Annotated in this window: 17 protein-coding genes; 9 read left to right on the plus strand and 8 right to left on the minus strand. The window is 71.9% G+C overall.

What is annotated here, in order from left to right; genetic code table 11:
* Positions 1-9 precede the first annotated feature (9 nt).
* Positions 10-765: a hypothetical protein gene (locus AB0K36_RS26510; protein ID WP_364599076.1), complete on the plus strand. Its 756-nt coding sequence runs from the start codon at positions 10-12 to the stop codon at positions 763-765.
* Between the two features lie 39 nt (positions 766-804).
* Here the strand turns inward: AB0K36_RS26510 and cobT are convergent, their stop codons facing one another.
* On the minus strand, positions 805-1887 hold the full coding sequence (gene cobT / locus AB0K36_RS26515) for a nicotinate-nucleotide--dimethylbenzimidazole phosphoribosyltransferase (RefSeq protein WP_435877936.1): 1083 nt from the start codon (positions 1885-1887) through the stop codon (positions 805-807).
* Positions 1888-1982: 95 nt separating this feature from the next.
* Positions 1983-3182, minus strand: coding sequence for a bifunctional adenosylcobinamide kinase/adenosylcobinamide-phosphate guanylyltransferase (locus tag AB0K36_RS26520; protein ID WP_364599082.1), 1200 nt, complete (start codon positions 3180-3182; stop codon positions 1983-1985).
* 95 nt (positions 3183-3277) lie between these two features.
* Between AB0K36_RS26520 and AB0K36_RS26525 the strand changes: the two genes are divergently transcribed.
* A complete protein-coding gene (locus AB0K36_RS26525) occupies positions 3278-3481 on the plus strand; it encodes a hypothetical protein (protein ID WP_189476333.1) in 204 nt (67 codons plus the stop codon).
* A gap of 66 nt (positions 3482-3547) precedes the next feature.
* Here the strand turns inward: AB0K36_RS26525 and AB0K36_RS26530 are convergent, their stop codons facing one another.
* The 3 genes from AB0K36_RS26530 to AB0K36_RS26540 form a co-directional block, all read right to left on the minus strand.
* Positions 3548-4624, minus strand: a complete 1077-nt coding sequence (locus AB0K36_RS26530; protein ID WP_364599085.1) for a S1C family serine protease — start codon at positions 4622-4624, stop codon at positions 3548-3550.
* 71 nt (positions 4625-4695) lie between these two features.
* Positions 4696-5409, minus strand: coding sequence for a class I SAM-dependent methyltransferase (locus tag AB0K36_RS26535; RefSeq protein WP_435877937.1), 714 nt, complete (start codon positions 5407-5409; stop codon positions 4696-4698).
* 95 nt (positions 5410-5504) lie between these two features.
* Positions 5505-6104 (minus strand): DUF3043 domain-containing protein, encoded by a 600-nt coding sequence (locus tag AB0K36_RS26540; RefSeq protein ID WP_364599088.1) that lies wholly within the window; start codon positions 6102-6104, stop codon positions 5505-5507.
* A gap of 272 nt (positions 6105-6376) precedes the next feature.
* Between AB0K36_RS26540 and AB0K36_RS26545 the strand changes: the two genes are divergently transcribed.
* The 5 genes from AB0K36_RS26545 to AB0K36_RS26565 all read left to right on the plus strand — a co-directional run bounded on the left by AB0K36_RS26545 (position 6377) and on the right by AB0K36_RS26565 (position 12958).
* Positions 6377-7174 carry a PspA/IM30 family protein gene (locus tag AB0K36_RS26545; protein ID WP_189476324.1) on the plus strand — a complete coding sequence of 266 codons (798 nt, stop codon included), beginning with the start codon at positions 6377-6379 and terminating at the stop codon, positions 7172-7174.
* Between the two features lie 38 nt (positions 7175-7212).
* On the plus strand, positions 7213-7497 hold the full coding sequence (gene pspAA, locus AB0K36_RS26550) for a PspA-associated protein PspAA (RefSeq protein ID WP_364599091.1): 285 nt from the start codon (positions 7213-7215) through the stop codon (positions 7495-7497).
* Positions 7498-7764: 267 nt separating this feature from the next.
* Positions 7765-9006, plus strand: a complete 1242-nt coding sequence (locus AB0K36_RS26555; protein WP_364599094.1) for a sensor histidine kinase — start codon at positions 7765-7767, stop codon at positions 9004-9006.
* Positions 9003-9689, plus strand: a complete 687-nt coding sequence (locus AB0K36_RS26560; RefSeq protein WP_364599097.1) for a response regulator — start codon at positions 9003-9005, stop codon at positions 9687-9689. Before AB0K36_RS26555 ends, AB0K36_RS26560 begins: the two co-directional genes overlap by 4 nt.
* A 143-nt stretch (positions 9690-9832) precedes the next feature.
* Positions 9833-12958 (plus strand): efflux RND transporter permease subunit, encoded by a 3126-nt coding sequence (locus tag AB0K36_RS26565; RefSeq protein ID WP_364599100.1) that lies wholly within the window; start codon positions 9833-9835, stop codon positions 12956-12958.
* Positions 12959-13089: 131 nt separating this feature from the next.
* Here AB0K36_RS26565 and nadA read toward each other — a convergent pair whose 3' ends face one another.
* Positions 13090-14277, minus strand: coding sequence for a quinolinate synthase NadA (nadA, locus tag AB0K36_RS26570; RefSeq protein WP_364599103.1), 1188 nt, complete (start codon positions 14275-14277; stop codon positions 13090-13092).
* Between the two features lie 270 nt (positions 14278-14547).
* Between nadA and AB0K36_RS26575 the strand changes: the two genes are divergently transcribed.
* Entirely contained in the window at positions 14548-14904 is a 357-nt protein-coding gene (locus AB0K36_RS26575; RefSeq protein WP_005318559.1) for a HesB/IscA family protein, read from the plus strand.
* 71 nt (positions 14905-14975) lie between these two features.
* Here the strand turns inward: AB0K36_RS26575 and AB0K36_RS26580 are convergent, their stop codons facing one another.
* Complete coding sequence (locus AB0K36_RS26580; RefSeq protein WP_364599106.1) at positions 14976-16418, minus strand: hypothetical protein; 1443 nt, start codon at positions 16416-16418, stop codon at positions 14976-14978.
* 133 nt (positions 16419-16551) lie between these two features.
* Entirely contained in the window at positions 16552-16776 is a 225-nt protein-coding gene (locus AB0K36_RS26585; RefSeq protein WP_189476302.1) for a hypothetical protein, read from the minus strand.
* 127 nt (positions 16777-16903) lie between these two features.
* On the opposite strand from AB0K36_RS26585, the gene AB0K36_RS26590 reads away from it, so the two are divergent.
* A complete protein-coding gene (locus AB0K36_RS26590; RefSeq protein ID WP_364599109.1) occupies positions 16904-17878 on the plus strand; it encodes a carbohydrate kinase family protein in 975 nt (324 codons plus the stop codon).
* The last annotated feature ends 240 nt before the right edge of the window (positions 17879-18118 follow it).

Below are 18118 nucleotides of genomic sequence, written 5' to 3' on the forward strand. Positions count from 1 at the left end.
GCGGGTGGCATGGGTCACTGGTTTTACCGCAACATCCTGGAACCCGGGAAGCTGCCGATGCTGCTCGCGCTGGCCTCCTTCGTGCTCACGTTCCTGCTCACGCGTATGGTCACCCGGCTGATCAGGGCGGGCCGGGGGCCGTTCAAGAACGTCACTCCCGGCGGGATGCACATCCACCACGTGGTGCCCGGGATCCTCCTCACCGTGGTCGGCGGCTTCGGTGCCGTGGGCAGCGGCAGACACGGCGTCGGAGCCGCCGTCTGCGCGGTGATCTTCGGGATGGGAGCCGGCCTGGTCCTCGACGAGTTCGCCCTGATCCTCCATCTGGACGACGTCTACTGGACCGAAGAGGGCCGCAAGAGCGTCGAGGTCGTCGTGATGGCCACCGCCCTCGCACTGCTGGTACTCGGCGGCTCCGTACCGCTCGGCGTCGACGGGCTGACGCCGGACGAACGCCAGAACCGCGCCGTCGTGATCCTCACCGTGGTGGGCAACCTGCTCTTCGCCCTGATCGCCCTCCTCAAGGGCAAGGCCAGGATGGGCCTGCTCGGCGTGCTCGTGCCGGTGGTGGCGCTGGTCGGTGCGGTACGGCTCGCCCGCCCCGCCTCGTACTGGGCCCGCAGGTTCTACCGGCGCCGCCCGAAGGCCCGCGCCAGGGCGCGACTGCGTTCGGTCCGCCACGACCGGCGCTGGGCGAAACCGCGCCGGGCGTTCCAGGACCTGATCGGCGGTGCGCCGGACCGGGAGCCGCCCCGCGAGCCGTGACCGCGGAACCCGGTCTCCGGCACCCCCGGCCGCCGTGCGTCACATCGCCCCGGTCTCCTCCGCCGCCTCCGGCTCCGCCGGCTCGGGCTGCCGCTCCGGCAACTCCGCCGCCAGCGCGGCCGCCGCCTGCACCAACGGGAGCGCCAGCAGCGCGCCCGCCCCCTCGCCCACCGTCACGCCGTGGTCCAGCACCGGATTGAGCGCCATCCGGTCCAACGCCTTCGTCTGCGCCGGCTCGCCGCTCACCTGGCCCGCGATCCACCAGTCCGGCGCGCGGAACGCCGCCCGCTGCCCCACCAGCGCACACGCCGCCGACACCACGCCGTCCAGGATCACCGGCATCCGGCGCACCGCGCTCTGCAGCAGGAACCCGGTCGTCGCGGCCAGGTCCGCGCCGCCCACCGCCGCCAGCAGCTCCAGCTGATCGCCCAGCACCGGCCGGGCCCGCCGCAAGGCGTCCCGGATCGCCGCGCACTTGCGCATCCAGGCCAGGTCGTCGATGCCGGCCCCGCCGCGTCCCGTCACCACGGACGCGTCCGTGCCGCACAGCGCCGCGATCAGCGTCGCCGCCGGCGTCGTACCGCCCACGCTCAGGTCGCCGAGGACCACGAGGTCCGTACCCGAGTCGGCCTCCTCGTCGGCGATCGCCATGCCGAGGCGCACCGCCTGCTCCGTCTCCTCGGGAGTGAGCGCGTCCTCGATGTCGATACGGCCGCTGCCGCGGCGCACCCGGTGACGCGACACCTCCTCCGGCAGCAGACCCGGATCGCAGTCCAGACCCGCGTCGACGATCCGCACCGGCACGCCAGCCCGGCGGGCCAGCACGGCCACCGGGCTCGCGCCCTCCAGCACGCCCCGCACCAGCCGGTGCGCAGTGCCCGACTCCCGTGCCGACACGCCCAGTTCCGCGACGCCGTGGTCGCCGGCGAACAGCACGACACGCGGCTGCTCGATCGCCCTGACCGGGACGGACGCCTGCGCGGCGGCGAGCCACTCGCCCAGCTCGTCGAGACGGCCCAGCGCACCCGGCGGCACGGTCAGCCGCTCCCGGCGTTCCTCGGCGTCACGCCGCGTACCGCTGTCCGGGCGCTCGATCAGATCGGAGAAGTCGTCGAGATTCAGCCTGCTCATTCGCCGAACAGTACCGGCACCCGCCGGCGCGCGGACGGTCGGCCGGGGACCGCGTCAGGGCGGCACGGCCCCGCCTCCGACGGACCTCAGCCGCGGAGCACCAGCGCCTGGCCCGCGACCACCAGCAGCACGTGCTCGCACTCGTCCGCGAACGCCGCGTTCAGCCGGCCCAGCTCGTCGCGGAAACGCCGCCCGGACGCCGTGGCAGGGACCACCCCGGAACCCACCTCGTTCGTCACCGCCACGACCGTACGGGTCGTCGCCCGGACCGCCGCGACCAGCGCACCGACCCGCTCCCGCAGTGCCCGCTCACCCTCCGCGGCCCACCGCTCGTCGTCCCAGGCACCGGCCTGGTCCATGGCGTCCGTCAACCACAGCGACAGACAGTCGATCAGCAGCGGCGGCCCCTCCGCCTCCAGCAGCGGCACCAGATCGCACGTCTCGGTCGTACGCCACGAACCCGGCCGGCGCTCACGGTGCGCGTGGACCCGGGCCGCCCACTCCGCGTCGCCGTCCCGGGACCCGCCCGTCGCCACGTACAGCACGTCCGGGAACGCCTCCAGCCGGCGCTCCGCCTCCAGCGACTTCCCCGAACGCGCCCCGCCCGTCACCAGCGTCCGCCGGGGCACGTCCGGCACCGCGTGGTACTCGCCGACGATCAGCGTCGTCCCGTCCGGCACCGCACGGGCCCCCGCGGCCGCCAGACGACGGGTCAGCTCGGGGCCGCCCTGGGCGTCGTGGTCGAGATGTACGGCGACCACGTCCGTCGTCGCCCCGATCGCCCCCGACGCCCGCAGCCGGGCGATCGCGTCCGGACGGCCCACCACATCCGCCACGACCATCTCGTACGCGGCCAGCCCCTCCGCGAGCCCCGCCGGGGCCGCGCCCGGCGGCAGGTACAGCAGCCGGTCGCCGTCCGGGGACGTCACCTCGTAGCCCGTGCCCGGGTGGTCCACCGGCATGGCCCGCACCCGGTGCCCGCTGATCAGCGTCAACTCCCGCCCGTCCGGCACCCTCCCCGCCGTCGGGAGGCCCGCCGGCAGATCCAGGGGCGGACCGTCATGAGGATGCGTCAACAGCACCTGCCGTACGCCCACCAGCGAATGCCCCGCACGCGCCGCGGCGAGCGCGGCGCCCGGCGTCAGGTCCAGAAGCAGCGCCCCGTCCACGAGCAACGCGGTCGCGGCCCGCGCCTCCGGGCCGCGGGCGGTGGCGCACACGGCGCAGGGGCAGTCGGGCCGGGGCAGGCCGGCGGGAGCGCCGGTGCCGAGCAGAGTCAGTTCCACGCCCCTGATCCTGCCGTCTCCCCCGGGGCAGTGCGCGCCCGGCTACGCTGCGGGCAGCAACTGATCAGCTTGCCCTAGGGACGTGGGAGGCGCACATGGCGTGGACGTGGCGGTTCGAGAAGTCCGACGGTACGGAGGTCCAGCCGGCGGTGGAGCCGGAGGAGTTCACGACGCAGGGCGACGCGGAATCCTGGATCGGCGAGCACTGGAAGGAGCTCCAGGAGGGCGGGGCGGACCAGGTCGTCCTCTCGGAGGACGACACGAAGATCTACGGCCCCATGAGCCTCCACGAGTCCTGACCCCCGACACGCGTGACCCGGGCCCGGCACAGGAGCGCAACGCTCCCGGCCGGGCCCGGGGCATGGTCACATCTCGCCCAGCGTGACCGTCACCGCCTGCTCCCGCCCCCCGCGTTCCAGCGTCACGGAGACCTTCTCGCCCGGTCGTTCCGACGCCAGCGCCTCCGCCAGGGACGTGATCGTCGTGATCTCCGCGCCGCCCAGCTTCGTGATGAGGTCGCCCGCCCGGATCCCCGCCTTCGCCGCCGGGCCGTCATCGGCCACGGAGACGACCGCGACGCCCGACGGGCGGTAGTCGTCGTCCAGGAAGGTGCGGCCCGTGATGCCGAGGGCGGCCCGGCCCGAGTCCCTGACCTCGCCGTACTTGATGATCTGGTCCGCGACCCTGCGCACCATCGAGACGGGGATCGCGAAGCCGATACCGGGCGCGGCGGCGCCTTCCAGGCCGGGGTCGGACGCCGCCAGCGTCGGGATGCCGATGACCTCGCTGCTCAGATTGACGAGCGCGCCCCCGCTGTTGCCCGGGTTGATCGCCGCCGACGTCTGCACCATGTTGCCCAGGGTCGCTCCGGTCCCGCCGCCCTCGCTGCTCGCGCTGACCGTGCGGCCCACGGCGGAGACGATCCCCTGGGTGACACTGCTCGACAGCCCGAGCGGTGAACCCATGGCCAGGACGATCTGGCCGACCGCGACCTCGGAGGAGTCCCCGAAGCGGGCGGCCCGCAGGCCCGCGGGGACCGCGTCGAGCTTGATGACGGCGAGGTCCTGCTCGGGGAAGGCGGAGACCAGCCTCGCGGTCAGCGGCTGCTCACCGGTGGCGACGGTGACGCTGAAGCGCTCCGTCCTGCCCACGACATGCGCGTTGGTGACGATGTGGCCCTTGCCGTCGTAGACGATGCCGGAGCCGAGGCTCTCCCCGGCCTCGATCTGGACGACGGAGGGCAGCACGTTCCCGATGACTTCCCGGTAGTCGTCCTCGAGCTCGCTCGCGGCGGCCGGAGCGGCGGCGGCCCGGGTGGAGGACAGGGGCTCGGGCCCGGCGGCCGGCGAGCAGCCAGCGGCGAGGGCGGCCGCGCAGAGAACGGCGGCCGCCGTCACCGGCAGCCCGAGCGTTCGACGGGCCGGGCGGGGAGATGCGTCCATGCCCGGAGTATCCCTACGGCCGCCCGGCCGGTGCCCGCGGTGCGCCGCCGATCAGGGGGCGGCGCCGGAGGTCAGATCCGCCGTACGCCGCACAGGTGCAGCAGCGCCGCCACCCTGCGGTACGGGTCGGTGCGTCCGGCGCGCTCCTCCAGCATCAGCACCTGGTGCAGCTCGTCGGCGGCGGGGAGTTCGACGTCGTTGCCGACGTGATCCGTGAAGATCCGCACCCCGTACCAGGCGTGCAGCGGCGCGGCGATGCCGTCCAGCGTCGCGGTGAGGGCCTCGAGCCGGTCGGCGCGCACCTTCAGTCCGAGGCGGTTGGTGTAGGTGTCCGTGTCGAAGGCGTCCAGCGCCGTCTGCCAGTCCCCGGCCGCTCCGGGCCGCATGGCCAGGGCGTCGCCGTTGCGGACGAGCAGGGACAGCAGCCCTCCCGGCGCCAGCATCCTGGCCAGGCCGGCGAGCAGCCCGTCCGGCTCCTCCACGTACATCAGCACGCCGTGGCAGAGGACCACGTCGAAGCTGCCCGGCAGGAAGTGCACGCCGGTGTCCCGGCCGTCGCCCTCCACGAGCCGGACCCGCTCGCGGATACCGGCGGGCTCGCCCGCCAGTGCCTCACGGGCGGCCTTCAGCATCACGGCGTCCGACTCCAGGCCGGTGACCGTGTGACCGGCGCGTGCCAGGCGCAGGGCCTGGGTGCCCTGGCCCATGCCGACGTCGAGCACCCGCAGCCGCTGGCCGACGGGATAGCGCGACGTGATCTGTTCCTCGAGCTGCCGGGCCACCAGCTCCTGGCGGACGGTGTTGCGCAGGCCGCCGGCGCCGGCCAGCCAGTTCGCGGACGCCTCCGGAGTGAAGCCGCCAGGCTGCGACGAATCGGTGCTCAGGGCCGCTCTCCGCGCTTGACCTGCGGCTTGGGCAGGCGCAGCCGACGCATCTGGAGCGTACGCATCAGGCCGTAGGCCACGGCTCCGCGCTTCGGCTCGTTCGGGAAGCGCTCGCGGAGCTGCTTCTTCAGACGGATCGACAGACCGATCGAGTCGACGACGATCAGCACGATCACGCCGAGCCAGAGCAGCAGCGCGATGTTCTGCAGCTGGCCGACCCGGACCATGCTCAGCACCAGGATCACCACCGCCAGCGGCAGGAAGAACTCCGCGATGCAGAAACGGGAGTCGACGAAGTCGCGGACGAAGCGTCGCACAGGGCCCTTGTCGCGGGCCGGCAGGTAACGCTCGTCGCCGCTGGCGAGAGCCTCCCGCTGCCTGGCCAGGTCGGCACGGCGCGCCTCGCGCTGGCGCTTCATCGCCTCCTTGCGGTCCTGCGGCGCACCACTGGAGGCACGACGGCGCTGGCCCTGTGCCTCACTGCGCTTAGGCGTCGGGCGGCCCTTGGGGGCCTCGGGGTCGCGGGGCTGCTTGGAGAGGTCCGCCGTCACCTTGCCGGTGGGGGCCTTCTCTTCCTTGGAACGGCTACGGAACACAAAACCCAAGGGTACGGGTTGCGGGGCATGGACCCCACCCCGGTGGGGAACGATCCCGCAACGGCGTGCGTCCGTAAGGGACAGAACGGGACGGCGGGCACAGCTCCCCTGACAGCCACCTACTCCTTGCGCCGGATCGGAGCCGTACGCAGTCGTCCTTGGGGATGAGCGCATCCGCGCTCGAACAGTGCGGTAATGGATGCAGGGCCCGTACTGTGGGTCCTGTTGGAGTGCTGAAGCCGTAGTCCGTCAGAAGGGGGCGCGCGAAGCCCATGAGCGGTGTCATGAAGCGTATGGGGATGATCTTCCGCGCGAAGGCGAACAAGGCCCTCGACCGGGCCGAGGATCCGCGCGAGACCCTCGATTACTCGTACCAGAAGCAGCTGGAGCTGCTGCAGAAGGTCCGCCGCGGAGTCGCCGACGTGGCGACCTCGCGCAAGCGCCTCGAGCTGCAGCTGAACCAGCTCCAGGGACAGTCCTCGAAGCTGGAGGACCAGGGCCGCAAGGCGCTGGCCCTCGGCCGTGAGGACCTGGCCCGCGAGGCACTGTCCCGCCGTGCCGCGCTGCAGCAGCAGGTCACCGACCTCGAGACCCAGCACCAGACCCTCCAGGGCGAGGAGGAGAAGCTGACGCTCGCCGCGCAGCGGCTCCAGGCCAAGGTCGACGCCTTCCGCACCAAGAAGGAGACCATCAAGGCCACCTACACCGCGGCGCAGGCGCAGACCCGGATCGCGGAGTCGTTCTCCGGCATCTCGGAGGAGATGAGCGACGTCGGCGTCGCGATCCAGCGCGCCGAGGACAAGACGGCCCAGCTCCAGGCGCGGGCCGGCGCGATCGACGAACTGCTCGCCTCCGGCGCCCTCGACGACCAGTCGGGGCTGGCGAAGGACGACATCCAGGCCGAGCTGGACCGCCTCTCCGGCGGCACGGACGTCGAGCTGGAGCTTCAGCGCATGAAGGCGGAACTGGCCGGCGGCCCGGCGTCGAAGCAGGCGATCGAGGGCGGCGCCGCGGGCTCGCAGGACGCCGCACAGCAGCAGAGCAGCCCGCACAAGTTCGACAAGCAGTGACCGTCTGTCCGGACCAGCACGGAGAGTAAGGACTCGTCATGATCGTACGGATCATGGGGGAGGGCCAGGTGGAGGTGGCGGAGAGCCACCTCGCCGAGCTCGACAAGCTCGACGACGAACTGCTCGCGGAGATGGAGAGCGGCGACGGGGCCGGCTTCCGCCGGACCCTGCACGCGCTGCTCGAGAAGGTCCGGGAGCTGGGGGATCCACTGCCCGACGCCTCTCTGGAACCGTCCGAACTGATCCTCCCCGCGCCGGACGCGACGCTGGAGGAGGTCCGTGAGCTCCTCGGCGAAAGCGGCCTGATCCCGCCGGTGGCATAGCGGCCGGCGCGCGCCCGCACTCCAACACGCGCGCCCCTGCCGTACCGGCTGCGCCTTCTTCTTGAACGGGGATCGCGCCGGTCCGCCTCCGGCCGTGCCCCCGAACCGGAACAGTGCCGCTTCGCGGAACCTCCCCTCCCCGCGCCTTCCCGGAACCGGGCCCTGCCCTGACCCGTACGGGGCGGGCCCGGACCCACGCCTCGAACTCCGGTCCCGCGCAGCGGTCGCGTCCGCCGTGCTCCGCGCCCCCTCTCCCACGCCGTAACGTTGCCTGACGTGACCCCATTCGCCGCCCGGTACGACCGCGTCCGCAACTGGCTGCGCGCGCACCCGCTGGCGCTGGACGGCGCCCTCGCCGTGGCCGCGTTGATCTGCATGGTGGCCGGCTCCTTCGCCGATCCGAACGGGCCGCACGGCCCCACCTTCGGCACCCGCACTCCCGACGCGCGCAGCGCGGTCCTGATACTGGTCGCCGCCTGCGCGCTCGTCTTCCGGCGGCGTGAGCCGATGGGCGTGCTGCTGGTCACCGGCGCGGTGTCCGTCGTCGAACTGGTGGCGGGCGACCCGGCGGCCCCTGTCGCGATGAGCGCCGTGATCGCCCTGTACACCGTCGCCTCCCGTACCGACCGTCCCACCACCTGGCGGGTCGGCCTGCTGACGATGACCGTGCTGACCGCCGCCGCGATGGCCTTCGGCTCGAGCCCCTGGTACACGCAGGAGAACCTGGGCATCTTCGCCTGGACCGGCATGGCGGCCGCCGCCGGTGACGCCGTGCGCAGCCGGCGTGCCTTCGTCGACGCCATCAGGGAGCGGGCGGAACGCGCCGAGCGGACGCGGGAGGAGGAGGCGGGGCGCCGCGTCGCGGAGGAGCGGCTGCGGATCGCCCGCGATCTGCACGACGTCGTCGCGCACCACATCGCGTTGGTCAATGTGCAGGCCGGGGTCGCCGCCCACGTCATGGACAAGCGTCCCGACCAGGCCAAGGAGGCGCTCGCGCACGTACGGGAGGCGAGCCGTTCCGCGCTGAACGAACTGCGTGCCACCGTCGGGCTGCTGCGCCAGTCCGGGGACCCCGAGGCGCCCACCGCACCCGCGCCCGGTCTCGCGGTCCTCGACGAACTGGTCACCACGTTCCGCCAGGCCGGCCTCCCCGTCGAGGTCGCCCGCGCCGACGACGGGGACCCGCCACCGGCGGCCGTCGACCTGGCCGCGTACCGGATCATTCAGGAGGCGCTGACCAATGTGCGGAAGCACGCGGGGAAGGACGCCAAGGCCGAGGTGAGTGTGGTGCGGGTCGGCTCGACGCTGGAGGTGACCGTCATCGACAACGGCCCCGCCGACGCGGCCGGTCCCTCCGACGGCGGCGGTCACGGTCTGCTCGGCATGCGTGAGCGGGTCACCGCCCTCGGCGGCACCCTCACCGCGGGACCCCGCTACGGAGGCGGCTTCCGTGTGCAGGCGATACTGCCGCTCAAGGTGCGGGCCGCCCGCGCGGGGGAGGACAGATGACGATCAGGGTGCTGCTCGCCGACGACCAGACGCTGCTGCGCAGCGCGTTCCGGGTCCTGGTGGACTCCGAGCCGGACATGGAGGTCGTGGGGGAGGCGGCCGACGGTGCGCAGGCGGTGGCGCTCACCCGCTCCGAGCGGGCCGACGTGGTCCTGATGGACATCCGGATGCCCGGTACGGACGGGCTCTCCGCCACCCGCGAGATCAGCGCGGACCCGGAGCTGTCGCGCGTACGGATCGTCATGCTGACGACCTTCGAGGTCGACGAGTACGTCGTGCAGTCGCTGCGGGCGGGCGCCTCCGGCTTCCTCGGCAAGGGCGCGGAGCCGGACGAACTCCTGAACGCCATCCGGGTCGCCGCCGCGGGCGAGGCACTGCTGTCGCCCGCCGCGACCAAGGGGCTCATCGCCACCTTCCTCGCGCAGGGCGGAGGGGCGGACGACGGCCGGCACGCCGGGGACTTCTCCGAGCGGCTTTCGGCGCTCACCGTCCGCGAGCGCGAAGTGCTGGTGCTGGTGGCCGGCGGCCACTCCAACGACGAGATCGCCACCCGGCTCGAGGTCAGCCCGCTCACGGTCAAGACCCACGTGAACCGCGCCATGGCCAAGCTGGGCGCCCGCGACCGCGCCCAGCTGGTGGTCACCGCGTACGAGTCGGGACTGGTACGTCCAAGGGTGGAGTGAGCCGGCGGGCGCGCGTACTCCAGCTGCGGTATGCGCGGCGTGAGGAACGGGACCTGGGGGCTAGGGAACGGCCTCTCCTCGTGGCCGAAGGTATAGGCGGGCCTCTGTGCCCGTCCCCGCGCAAGCCACAGAAGAGAGACCCCATGTCCTGGCTGTCCAGATTCAGCCTGTCGCAACGGGCCCTGATAGGGCTGATGTCCATCGTCGCGATCGTCTTCGGTGCGATCGCCGTCCCGCAGCTCAAGCAGCAGCTCCTGCCGTCCATCGAACTCCCGATGGTCTCGGTGCTCGCCCCCTACCAGGGCGCGTCGCCCGACGTCGTCGAGAAGCAGGTCGTCGAGCCGCTCGAATCGAGCATCAAGGCCGTCGACGGCATCGAGGGCATCACGTCCACGGCCAGCGAGGGCAGCGCCGTCATCATGGCGACCTTCGAGTACGGGGACGGGGGCAAGCAGCTCGTCGCCGACGTCCAGCAGGCCGTGAACCGGGCCCGTGCCCAGCTGCCGGACGAGGTGGACCCGCAGGTCATCGCCGGGTCGACGGACGACATCCCCACCGTCGTGCTCGCCGTCACCTCGGACAAGGACCAGCAGGCCCTCGCCGACCAGCTCGAGCGGACGGTCGTACCGGCGATCGAGGACATCGAGGGCGTGGGCCAGGTCTCGATCGACGGCGTCCAGGACCTCCAGGTCTCCGTCACCCCTGACGACGGCAAGCTCGCCGCCGCGGGCCTGAACACCATGGCGCTCTCCGAGGCGCTCAGGACCGGCGGCGCGACGATGCCCGCCGGGTCGTTCTCCGAGGACGGCAAGAGCCGCACGGTCCAGGTCGGCGGCGGCTTCACCAGCCTGCGGCAGATCGAGGACCTGCGGATCGTGCCCGCGCCGGGCACCAAGGGCAAGCCCGTACGCCTCGGTGACATCGCGACCGTCGAGCAGACGGAGGCGAGCCGCGTCTCCCTGACCCGCACGAACGGCAGGCCCAGCCTCGCCGTGCTGGCCACCATGGACAACGACGGCAGCGCCGTCGCCATCTCGGAAGCGGTCCAGGACAAGCTGCCCGGCCTCCGCGCCGACCTCGGCGCGGGCGCCGAGCTCACCGTCGTCTCCGACCAGGGCCCGGCGGTCTCCAAGTCGATCTCCGGTCTGACCACCGAGGGCGCGCTCGGTCTGGTCTTCGCGGTCATCGTGATCCTGGTCTTCCTCGCGTCGCTGCGCTCGACGCTGGTCACGGCGGTGTCCATCCCGCTGTCCGTCGTCCTCGCGCTGATCGTGCTGTGGACCCGTGACCTGTCGCTCAACATGCTCACCCTCGGCGCGCTGACCATCGCCATCGGCCGGGTCGTCGACGACTCGATCGTGGTCCTGGAGAACATCAAGCGTCACCTCGGCTACGGCGAGGAGCGGCAGAGCGCCATCATCACCGCGGTGAAGGAGGTGGCGGGCGCCGTCACGTCCTCCACGCTGACCACCGTCGCGGTGTTCCTGCCGATCGGTCTCGTCGGCGGCATGGTCGGCGAACTGTTCGGCTCGTTCTCGCTGACCGTCACCGCGGCGCTGCTGGCGTCCCTGCTCGTCTCGCTGACCGTCGTGCCCGTCCTGTCGTACTGGTTCCTGCGCGCCCCCAAGGCCGTGCGGGGCATGGACCCGGAGGACGCCCGGCGCAAGGCGGAGGAGAAGGAGGCGCGGAGCCGGCTCCAGCGGATGTACGTCCCCGTGCTGCGCTTCGCGACCCGCCGCCGGCTGACGAGTGTCGCCCTGGCGGTCGTGGTGCTGTTCGGCACCTTCGGCATGGCCGGACTGCTCAAGACGAACTTCTTCGACCAGGGCGAGCAGGAGGTCATGTCCGTCAAGCAGGAACTGCCGCCCGGTACCAGCCTCGAGGCGGCCGACGCCTCCGCGAAGAAGATCGAGCAGGTCCTCGCGGGCGTCGACGAGATCAAGGACTACCAGGTCACCGTCGGCTCGTCCGGCTTCATGGCCGCCTTCGGCGGCGGCACCGGCGCCAACCAGGCGTCGTACCAGCTGACGCTGAAGGACTCGGCGTCGTACGAGAAGGTCCGCGACCACCTCGACGAGGAACTCGGCAAGCTGGACGGCGTCGGCGACACGACCATCGCCGCCGGTGACGGCTTCGGCAGCCAGGACCTGAGCGTCGTGGTGAAGGCGTCCGACTCCGACACCCTCCAGAAGGCGTCGGAGGCGGTACGGGCGGAGGTCGCGAAGCTCGACGACGTGACCGACGTCCAGAGCGACCTGGCCCAGTCCGTGCCCCGTATCTCCGTCAAGGCCACGCCGAAGGCGGCCGACGCCGGCTTCACCGACGCCACGCTGGGCATGGCCGTCGGCCAGGCCGTCCGCGGCACCCCGTCGGGCAAGGCGATCCTGGCCGACACCGAGCGGGACATCGTCATCACCTCCGCCAAGCCGGCGAAGACGATGGACGAGCTGAAGGCGCTGCCGCTCGGCCCGGTGAAGCTCGGTGACATCGCCGAGGTGAAGCTGGTCCCCGGTCCGGTCTCGATGACCCGGATCGACGGCTCGCGGGCCGCGACGATCACGGCGAAGCCGACCGGTGACAACACCGGCGCGGTGAGCACCGCGCTTCAGTCGAAGATCAACGCCCTGGACCTGCCCGAGGGCGCGACCGCCTCCATCGGCGGCGTGTCGGAGGACCAGGAGGAGGCGTTCCTGAACCTCGGCCTGGCGATGCTGGCGGCGATCGCGATCGTCTTCATGCTGCTGGTGGCGACGTTCCGGTCGCTGATCCAGCCGCTGATCCTGCTGGTCTCCATCCCGTTCGCCGCGACCGGCGCGATCGGCCTGCTGGTCGCGACGGGTACGCCGATGGGCGTTCCGGCGATGATCGGCATGCTGATGCTCATCGGCATCGTGGTCACCAACGCGATCGTGCTGATCGACCTGATCAACCAGTACCGGGCCCAGGGCCTCGGCGTGGTCGAGGCGGTCGTCGAGGGCGGCCGGCACCGGCTGCGCCCGATCCTCATGACGGCCCTGGCGACGATCTTCGCGCTGCTGCCGATGGCGCTCGGCGTCACGGGCGAGGGCGGCTTCATCGCCAAGCCCCTGGCGGTGGTGGTGATCGGCGGTCTGATCACGTCGACGCTGCTGACCCTGCTGCTGGTGCCGACGCTGTACGCGATGGTGGAGCTCCGCAAGGAGCGGCGCCGCGCCAAGCGTGCGGCGAAGCGGGAGGCCGCGAAGCCCGCGGAGACGGACGAGACGGCCCTGGAGCCGTCGAACGCCTAGCTCCGTCTGTTCCTTCACGCACCAGGGCCCCGCAGCCGACCGGCTGCGGGGCCCTGGCCGCTGATCTGTGACCTCATGCGTGAGGGGCGCCCCGCTGCGGCGGGACGCCCCTCGGGCGCGTAAGGCGGCGGCTACGGCAGCGCCAGCATCCGCTCGAGCGCGAGCTTCGCGAAGCTCTCCGTCTCCTTGTCGACCTCGATGCGGTTGACCAGGTTCCCCTCGGCCAGCGACTCCAGGGCCCACACCAGGTGGGGCAGGTCGATGCGGTTCATCGTCGAGCAGAAGCAGACGGTCTTGTCGAGGAAGACGATCTCCTTGCCCTGGTCCGCGTAACGGTTCGCCAGGCGGCGGACGAGGTTCAGCTCCGTGCCGATCGCCCACTTCGAGCCGGCCGGGGCCGCCTCGAGCATGTTGATGATGTACTCCGTCGAGCCCACGTAGTCGGCGGCGGCGACCACCTCGTGCTTGCACTCCGGGTGCACCAGGACGTTGACGCCCGGGATGCGCTCACGCACGTCGTTGACGGAGTCCAGCGAGAACCGGCCGTGCACGGAGCAGTGACCGCGCCACAGGATCATCTTGGCGGCGCGCAGTTCCTCCGCCGTCAGACCGCCGTTCGGCTTGTGCGGGTTGTAGAGCACGCAGTCCTCGAGGGTCATGCCCATGTCCCGGACGGCGGTGTTCCGGCCCAGGTGCTGGTCCGGCAGGAAGAGGACCTTCTCACCCTGCTCGAAGGCCCAGTCCAGCGCGCGCTTGGCGTTCGACGACGTACAGATCGTGCCGCCGTGCTTGCCGGTGAAGGCCTTGATGTCCGCGGAGGAGTTCATGTAGGAGACGGGCACGACCTGCTCGGCGACGCCGGCCTCCGTCAGTACGTCCCAGCACTCGGCGACCTGCTCGGCGGTGGCCATGTCGGCCATCGAGCAGCCGGCCGCGAGGTCGGGCAGCACGACCTTCTGGTCGTCGGAGGTGAGGATGTCGGCGGACTCGGCCATGAAGTGCACACCGCAGAAGACGATGTACTCGGCCTCCGGCCGGGCCGCGGCATCCTTCGCCAGCTTGAACGAGTCACCGGTGACGTCGGCGAACTGGATGACCTCGTCGCGCTGGTAGTGGTGGCCGAGGACGAAGACCTTCTCGCCGAGCTTCTCCTTGGCCGCGCGGGCGCGCTCCACCAGGTCCGGGTCGGACGGCGAGGGCAGGTCGCCCGGGCACTCCACGCCGCGCTCGCTGCGAGGGTCGGCCTCACGGCCGAGCAGCAGCAGTGCGAGCGGAGTCGGCGACACGTCGAGCTCGGGGCTGGTCTGGGCGGTGGTCACGACACGCACCCTTTCTTCGTCTGGCAGAGCGCTTTTCGTCTATTTGACGCTATCTATCATAACCGCTTCACGTCACTTTGACGATGGCCATAGTGTCGATGTGACGCACCCCCCTGTCCGCGGGGTGACGCACACCCCGTCCGCAGGCCGGTGCCGCTCCATGGCCGGGTGTGCGAGCATGAAGGGGAAAGACGAGCGGTCCGGAATGAATCCAGGGCCATGCCGGTTGCACCGTCGGCAAGCAGTCCGCACAACCCGGGAGAGAAGCAGATGTCCGTATCGGACGAGACCACCACCGTGAGCGACGGCATCCTCCTGTCCGACGCCGCCGCGGCCAAGGTCAAGGCCCTGCTGGACCAGGAAGGCCGGGACGACCTGGCGCTGCGCGTCGCGGTTCAGCCCGGCGGCTGCTCCGGCCTGCGTTACCAGCTGTTCTTCGACGAGCGTTCCCTCGACGGTGACGTCGTGAAGGACTTCGACGGTGTCAAGGTCGTCACCGACCGCATGAGCGCCCCCTACCTGGGCGGCGCCTCCATCGACTTCGTCGACACCATCGAGAAGCAGGGCTTCACCATCGACAACCCGAACGCCACGGGTTCCTGCGCCTGCGGAGACTCGTTCAGCTAAGAGTCCGGCTGCTCATGCCGAAGGCGGCGGACCCGGTCCCGGGTCCGCCGCCTTCGGCATGAGCAGGGGCGTCAGCCCTTGCGCGGCAGTGGCTTGCCCGTGTTCGCGTCGACGACCTTCCGGCCGTCCAGCGGCTCGTCCAGCGTCACGGACGCCTTGAGCTCCTTCGCCAGCATGATGCAGACCCGCTCGGGGTCCGGGTTCGTCTCCACGATCCGGACCTTCACCTGGTCACCGCTCTCGGTCGCCTTCGCCTCGTAGTTGCTGCAGACGCCGCCCCAGAAGGTGACGCTCAGGGTCCGCCCCTCGACGCTGTACGAGATCTGAGCGGGGCCCTGGTCGGCCGGGTCCTTCGACGGATCCGGCGGAGCGATGTCACGCGCCGGCGGCTCGGCGCTCTTGAGGAAACGCTCCTCCACCGCGGTGTGCGTCACCGTGAACGGGCTTCCCCCGTCCTTCGCCGCCACCTCGAACAGCCACGACGGCACCAGTGCCTGCCGCCCGTCGACATACTGCGCGGAGAGGCCGAAGACGGCCTTGCCGATCGTCAGCCGCTCCGGCTCCGCGGCGGTGCTGTCGGGCTCGCAGGGCGCGTCCGGCTTGATCTCACCCTCGTGCGGGACCGGGGTGGCGCACCCGCCGATGCCGATGCGTCCGCTGTCCTTGCCCGCCTTGTTCAGCTGATCGACCGCCTCGTCGGCGGAGGTCACCGGATACGTGTCGCTCTTCGCGGGCTTCTTCAGCTGCCCGCTGCCGCCGACCACGGTGCCGTCCGCACCCACCTGGACGCCGGTCGTCCAGCCGTACGTCGGCAGACCGCCCACCACCGGATCGGCGTTCACCACGCGCACCGCGCCCATCAGCTGGCCCGCGTTCAGCGCGGCCTCGCCCTGGCCCACGGCCCGCAGCACGGGCGCCGCGGCCTTCTTCGCCTCGGCCTCGCTCACCGGCTTGCCGCCCTCGCCCGCCGATCCGTCCGAGGGGCAGCCCTTGCCCTTCAGGCAGTTGTCCCCGCCCGGCGCGGCGAAGCGGGCGAACGTCCAGGTCCCCGGGGCGTCCTTGTTCACCTGGAGTGCCGGCCCCTGGCCGTCCTTGGTCGGCCCGATCTTCCAGGCCGGCCCCTCCAGACGCGGTGTCCCCGGCAGGCCGAGCGCCTTCGCCAGCCGGGTCACCTCCGCCTCCGTGACCGCCCCCGTCGCCCGGTGCACGGCCGCACGGCCGGGCCCCTCCGGCAGGTCGCCCTTCGCGCTGTAGACGACGCCGCCTCCGGTCGGGTCGGGCTCACCCGGCGCGATCCCGCTCTCGGTACCGGTCCCACCGAGGTCCAGTGCCGGCGGCGGAGGGTTCTTCGCTCCGGCGGCACCGCTCTTGGCGTCCGCGCCGCCCTCGGAGCCGGCGGTCGCGAAGTACGCACCGCCACCGCCGGCGACCAGCACCGCGGCCGCCACAGAGGCGACGACCAGCGGGGAACGCCGACGGCGGGGACTCTCCTGCGTGTTCTCCGTGCTGCTCACCGCATCGCTCCTTGTCTCGCGCCTCCTGCTGCGGAGGACACGTGTGGGACGGAGCGGGGGAGCGCGTGGTTCCCTTCGCCCTTCCCCGGAGCCGGGACCTCGGCGCCGGAGCGGCTTCGGGGCCGGGGTGGCGTCAGTCGCCGTACTCCGACATCGCGTCCACCAGCCGCGCGGACGCGGACGGCACGACGACACCGTGGATGAGGGACGGGTGAACGGGCGCGGGCGCCGCAGCCGCCGGTACGACCCAGTGTGGTGCCATCCGGGCGCAGTCGCCGCGCAGCTGGGCCAGACTGATCTCGGACTCCCGCGGATCCCGCTGCGGCCGCGGCTCGAGCGCCGCCGTGTACGTGGTCATAGCCGCACCGTATGCACCTGGGAGTCCAGGAAAAAAGACCTACTATCGGGTAGTTTCCGCACGTGGCCGGGTTCGGGGACCGGTAGCGTGGACTGTCACTGCCAGCCCGCCTCAGGAGCGCCTCACCGTGCGTATCGCAGTCACCGGCTCCATCGCCACCGACCATCTCATGACCTTCCCCGGCCGCTTCGCCGACCAGTTGGTCGCGGACCAGCTGCACACGGTCTCCCTCTCCTTCCTCGTCGACACGCTCGACGTGCGCAGAGGCGGTGTCGGGGCGAACATCTGCTTCGGCATGGGTCAGCTCGGCACCGGCCCGATCCTCGTCGGCGCGGCGGGCTCGGACTTCGACGAGTACCGCGCCTGGCTCGACCGCCACGGCGTCGACACGGCGTCCGTCCGCATCTCGGAGGTCCTGCACACCGCCCGCTTCGTGTGCACCACCGACTCCGACCACAACCAGATCGGCTCCTTCTACACCGGGGCGATGAGCGAGGCCCGCCAGATCGAACTCAAGTCGGTGGCGGACCGCGTCGGCGGTCTCGACCTCGTCCTGATCGGCGCGGACGACCCGGAGGCGATGCTGCGGCACACCGAGGAGTGCCGCTCGCGGAGCATCCCGTTCGCCGCCGACTTCTCGCAGCAGATCGCCCGGATGAGCGGCGACGAGATCCGGATACTGCTGGACGGCGCGGCGTACCTCTTCTCCAACGAGTACGAGAAGGGCCTCATCGAGTCGAAGACCGGCTGGACCGACGAGGAGATCCTCGCCAAGGTCGGCCACCGGGTCACCACCCTCGGCTCGCGCGGCGTCCGCATCGAGTCCGCGGACGCGGACCCGATCGAGGTCGGCTGCCCCGACGAGGAGGCCAAGGTCGACCCCACGGGCGTCGGCGACGCGTTCCGCGCGGGTTTCCTCTCCGGCCTCTCCTGGGGGGTGGGCCTGGAGCGCGCGGCGCAGGTGGGCTGCATGCTGGCGACGCTGGTGATCGAGACGCTCGGCACACAGGAGTACACGCTGCGGCGTGCGCACTTCATGGAGCGCTTCACGAAGGCGTACGGGGACGAGGCGGCGTCGGAAGTCCGCGACCACCTGTCCTGACGCGAACGGCCCCGCCCTGCGGCGGGGCCACTCGCCTCCCCGCCCTACGGCCTGGCGGCCGTGGGGCCCCACTTCCCGAAACCGGGCTCCGCCCGGACCCCGTACCGCCCTGCGGACCCCGTACCGCCCTGCGGGCGGCGTACCGCGCTTCGCGCGGTGCCCTCAATGTCCCCCTACGGCCTGGCGGCCGTGGGACGTGCCCCCCGGCGGGGCTGGTTTCGCGTAGCGTAAAACCCCCGG

Source organism: Streptomyces kurssanovii (assembly GCF_040677245.1).
GTDB classification, from domain to species: Bacteria; Actinomycetota; Actinomycetes; order Streptomycetales; family Streptomycetaceae; genus Streptomyces; species Streptomyces kurssanovii.

Bases quoted from the DNA above. Each gene is read 5' to 3' on its own strand.
- AB0K36_RS26510 (WP_364599076.1), top strand. From the start codon at position 10: ATGGGTCACTGGTTTTACCGCAACATCCTGGAACCCGGGAAGCTGCCG.
- AB0K36_RS26525 (WP_189476333.1), top strand. From the start codon at position 3,278: ATGGCGTGGACGTGGCGGTTCGAGAAGTCCGACGGTACGGAGGTCCAG.
- AB0K36_RS26530 (WP_364599085.1), bottom strand. From the start codon at position 4,624: ATGGACGCATCTCCCCGCCCGGCCCGTCGAACGCTCGGGCTGCCGGTG.
- AB0K36_RS26545 (WP_189476324.1), top strand. From the start codon at position 6,377: ATGAGCGGTGTCATGAAGCGTATGGGGATGATCTTCCGCGCGAAGGCG.
- pspAA (WP_364599091.1), top strand. From the start codon at position 7,213: ATGATCGTACGGATCATGGGGGAGGGCCAGGTGGAGGTGGCGGAGAGC.
- AB0K36_RS26560 (WP_364599097.1), top strand. From the start codon at position 9,003: ATGACGATCAGGGTGCTGCTCGCCGACGACCAGACGCTGCTGCGCAGC.
- AB0K36_RS26565 (WP_364599100.1), top strand. From the start codon at position 9,833: ATGTCCTGGCTGTCCAGATTCAGCCTGTCGCAACGGGCCCTGATAGGG.
- AB0K36_RS26575 (WP_005318559.1), top strand. From the start codon at position 14,548: ATGTCCGTATCGGACGAGACCACCACCGTGAGCGACGGCATCCTCCTG.
- AB0K36_RS26585 (WP_189476302.1), bottom strand. From the start codon at position 16,776: ATGACCACGTACACGGCGGCGCTCGAGCCGCGGCCGCAGCGGGATCCG.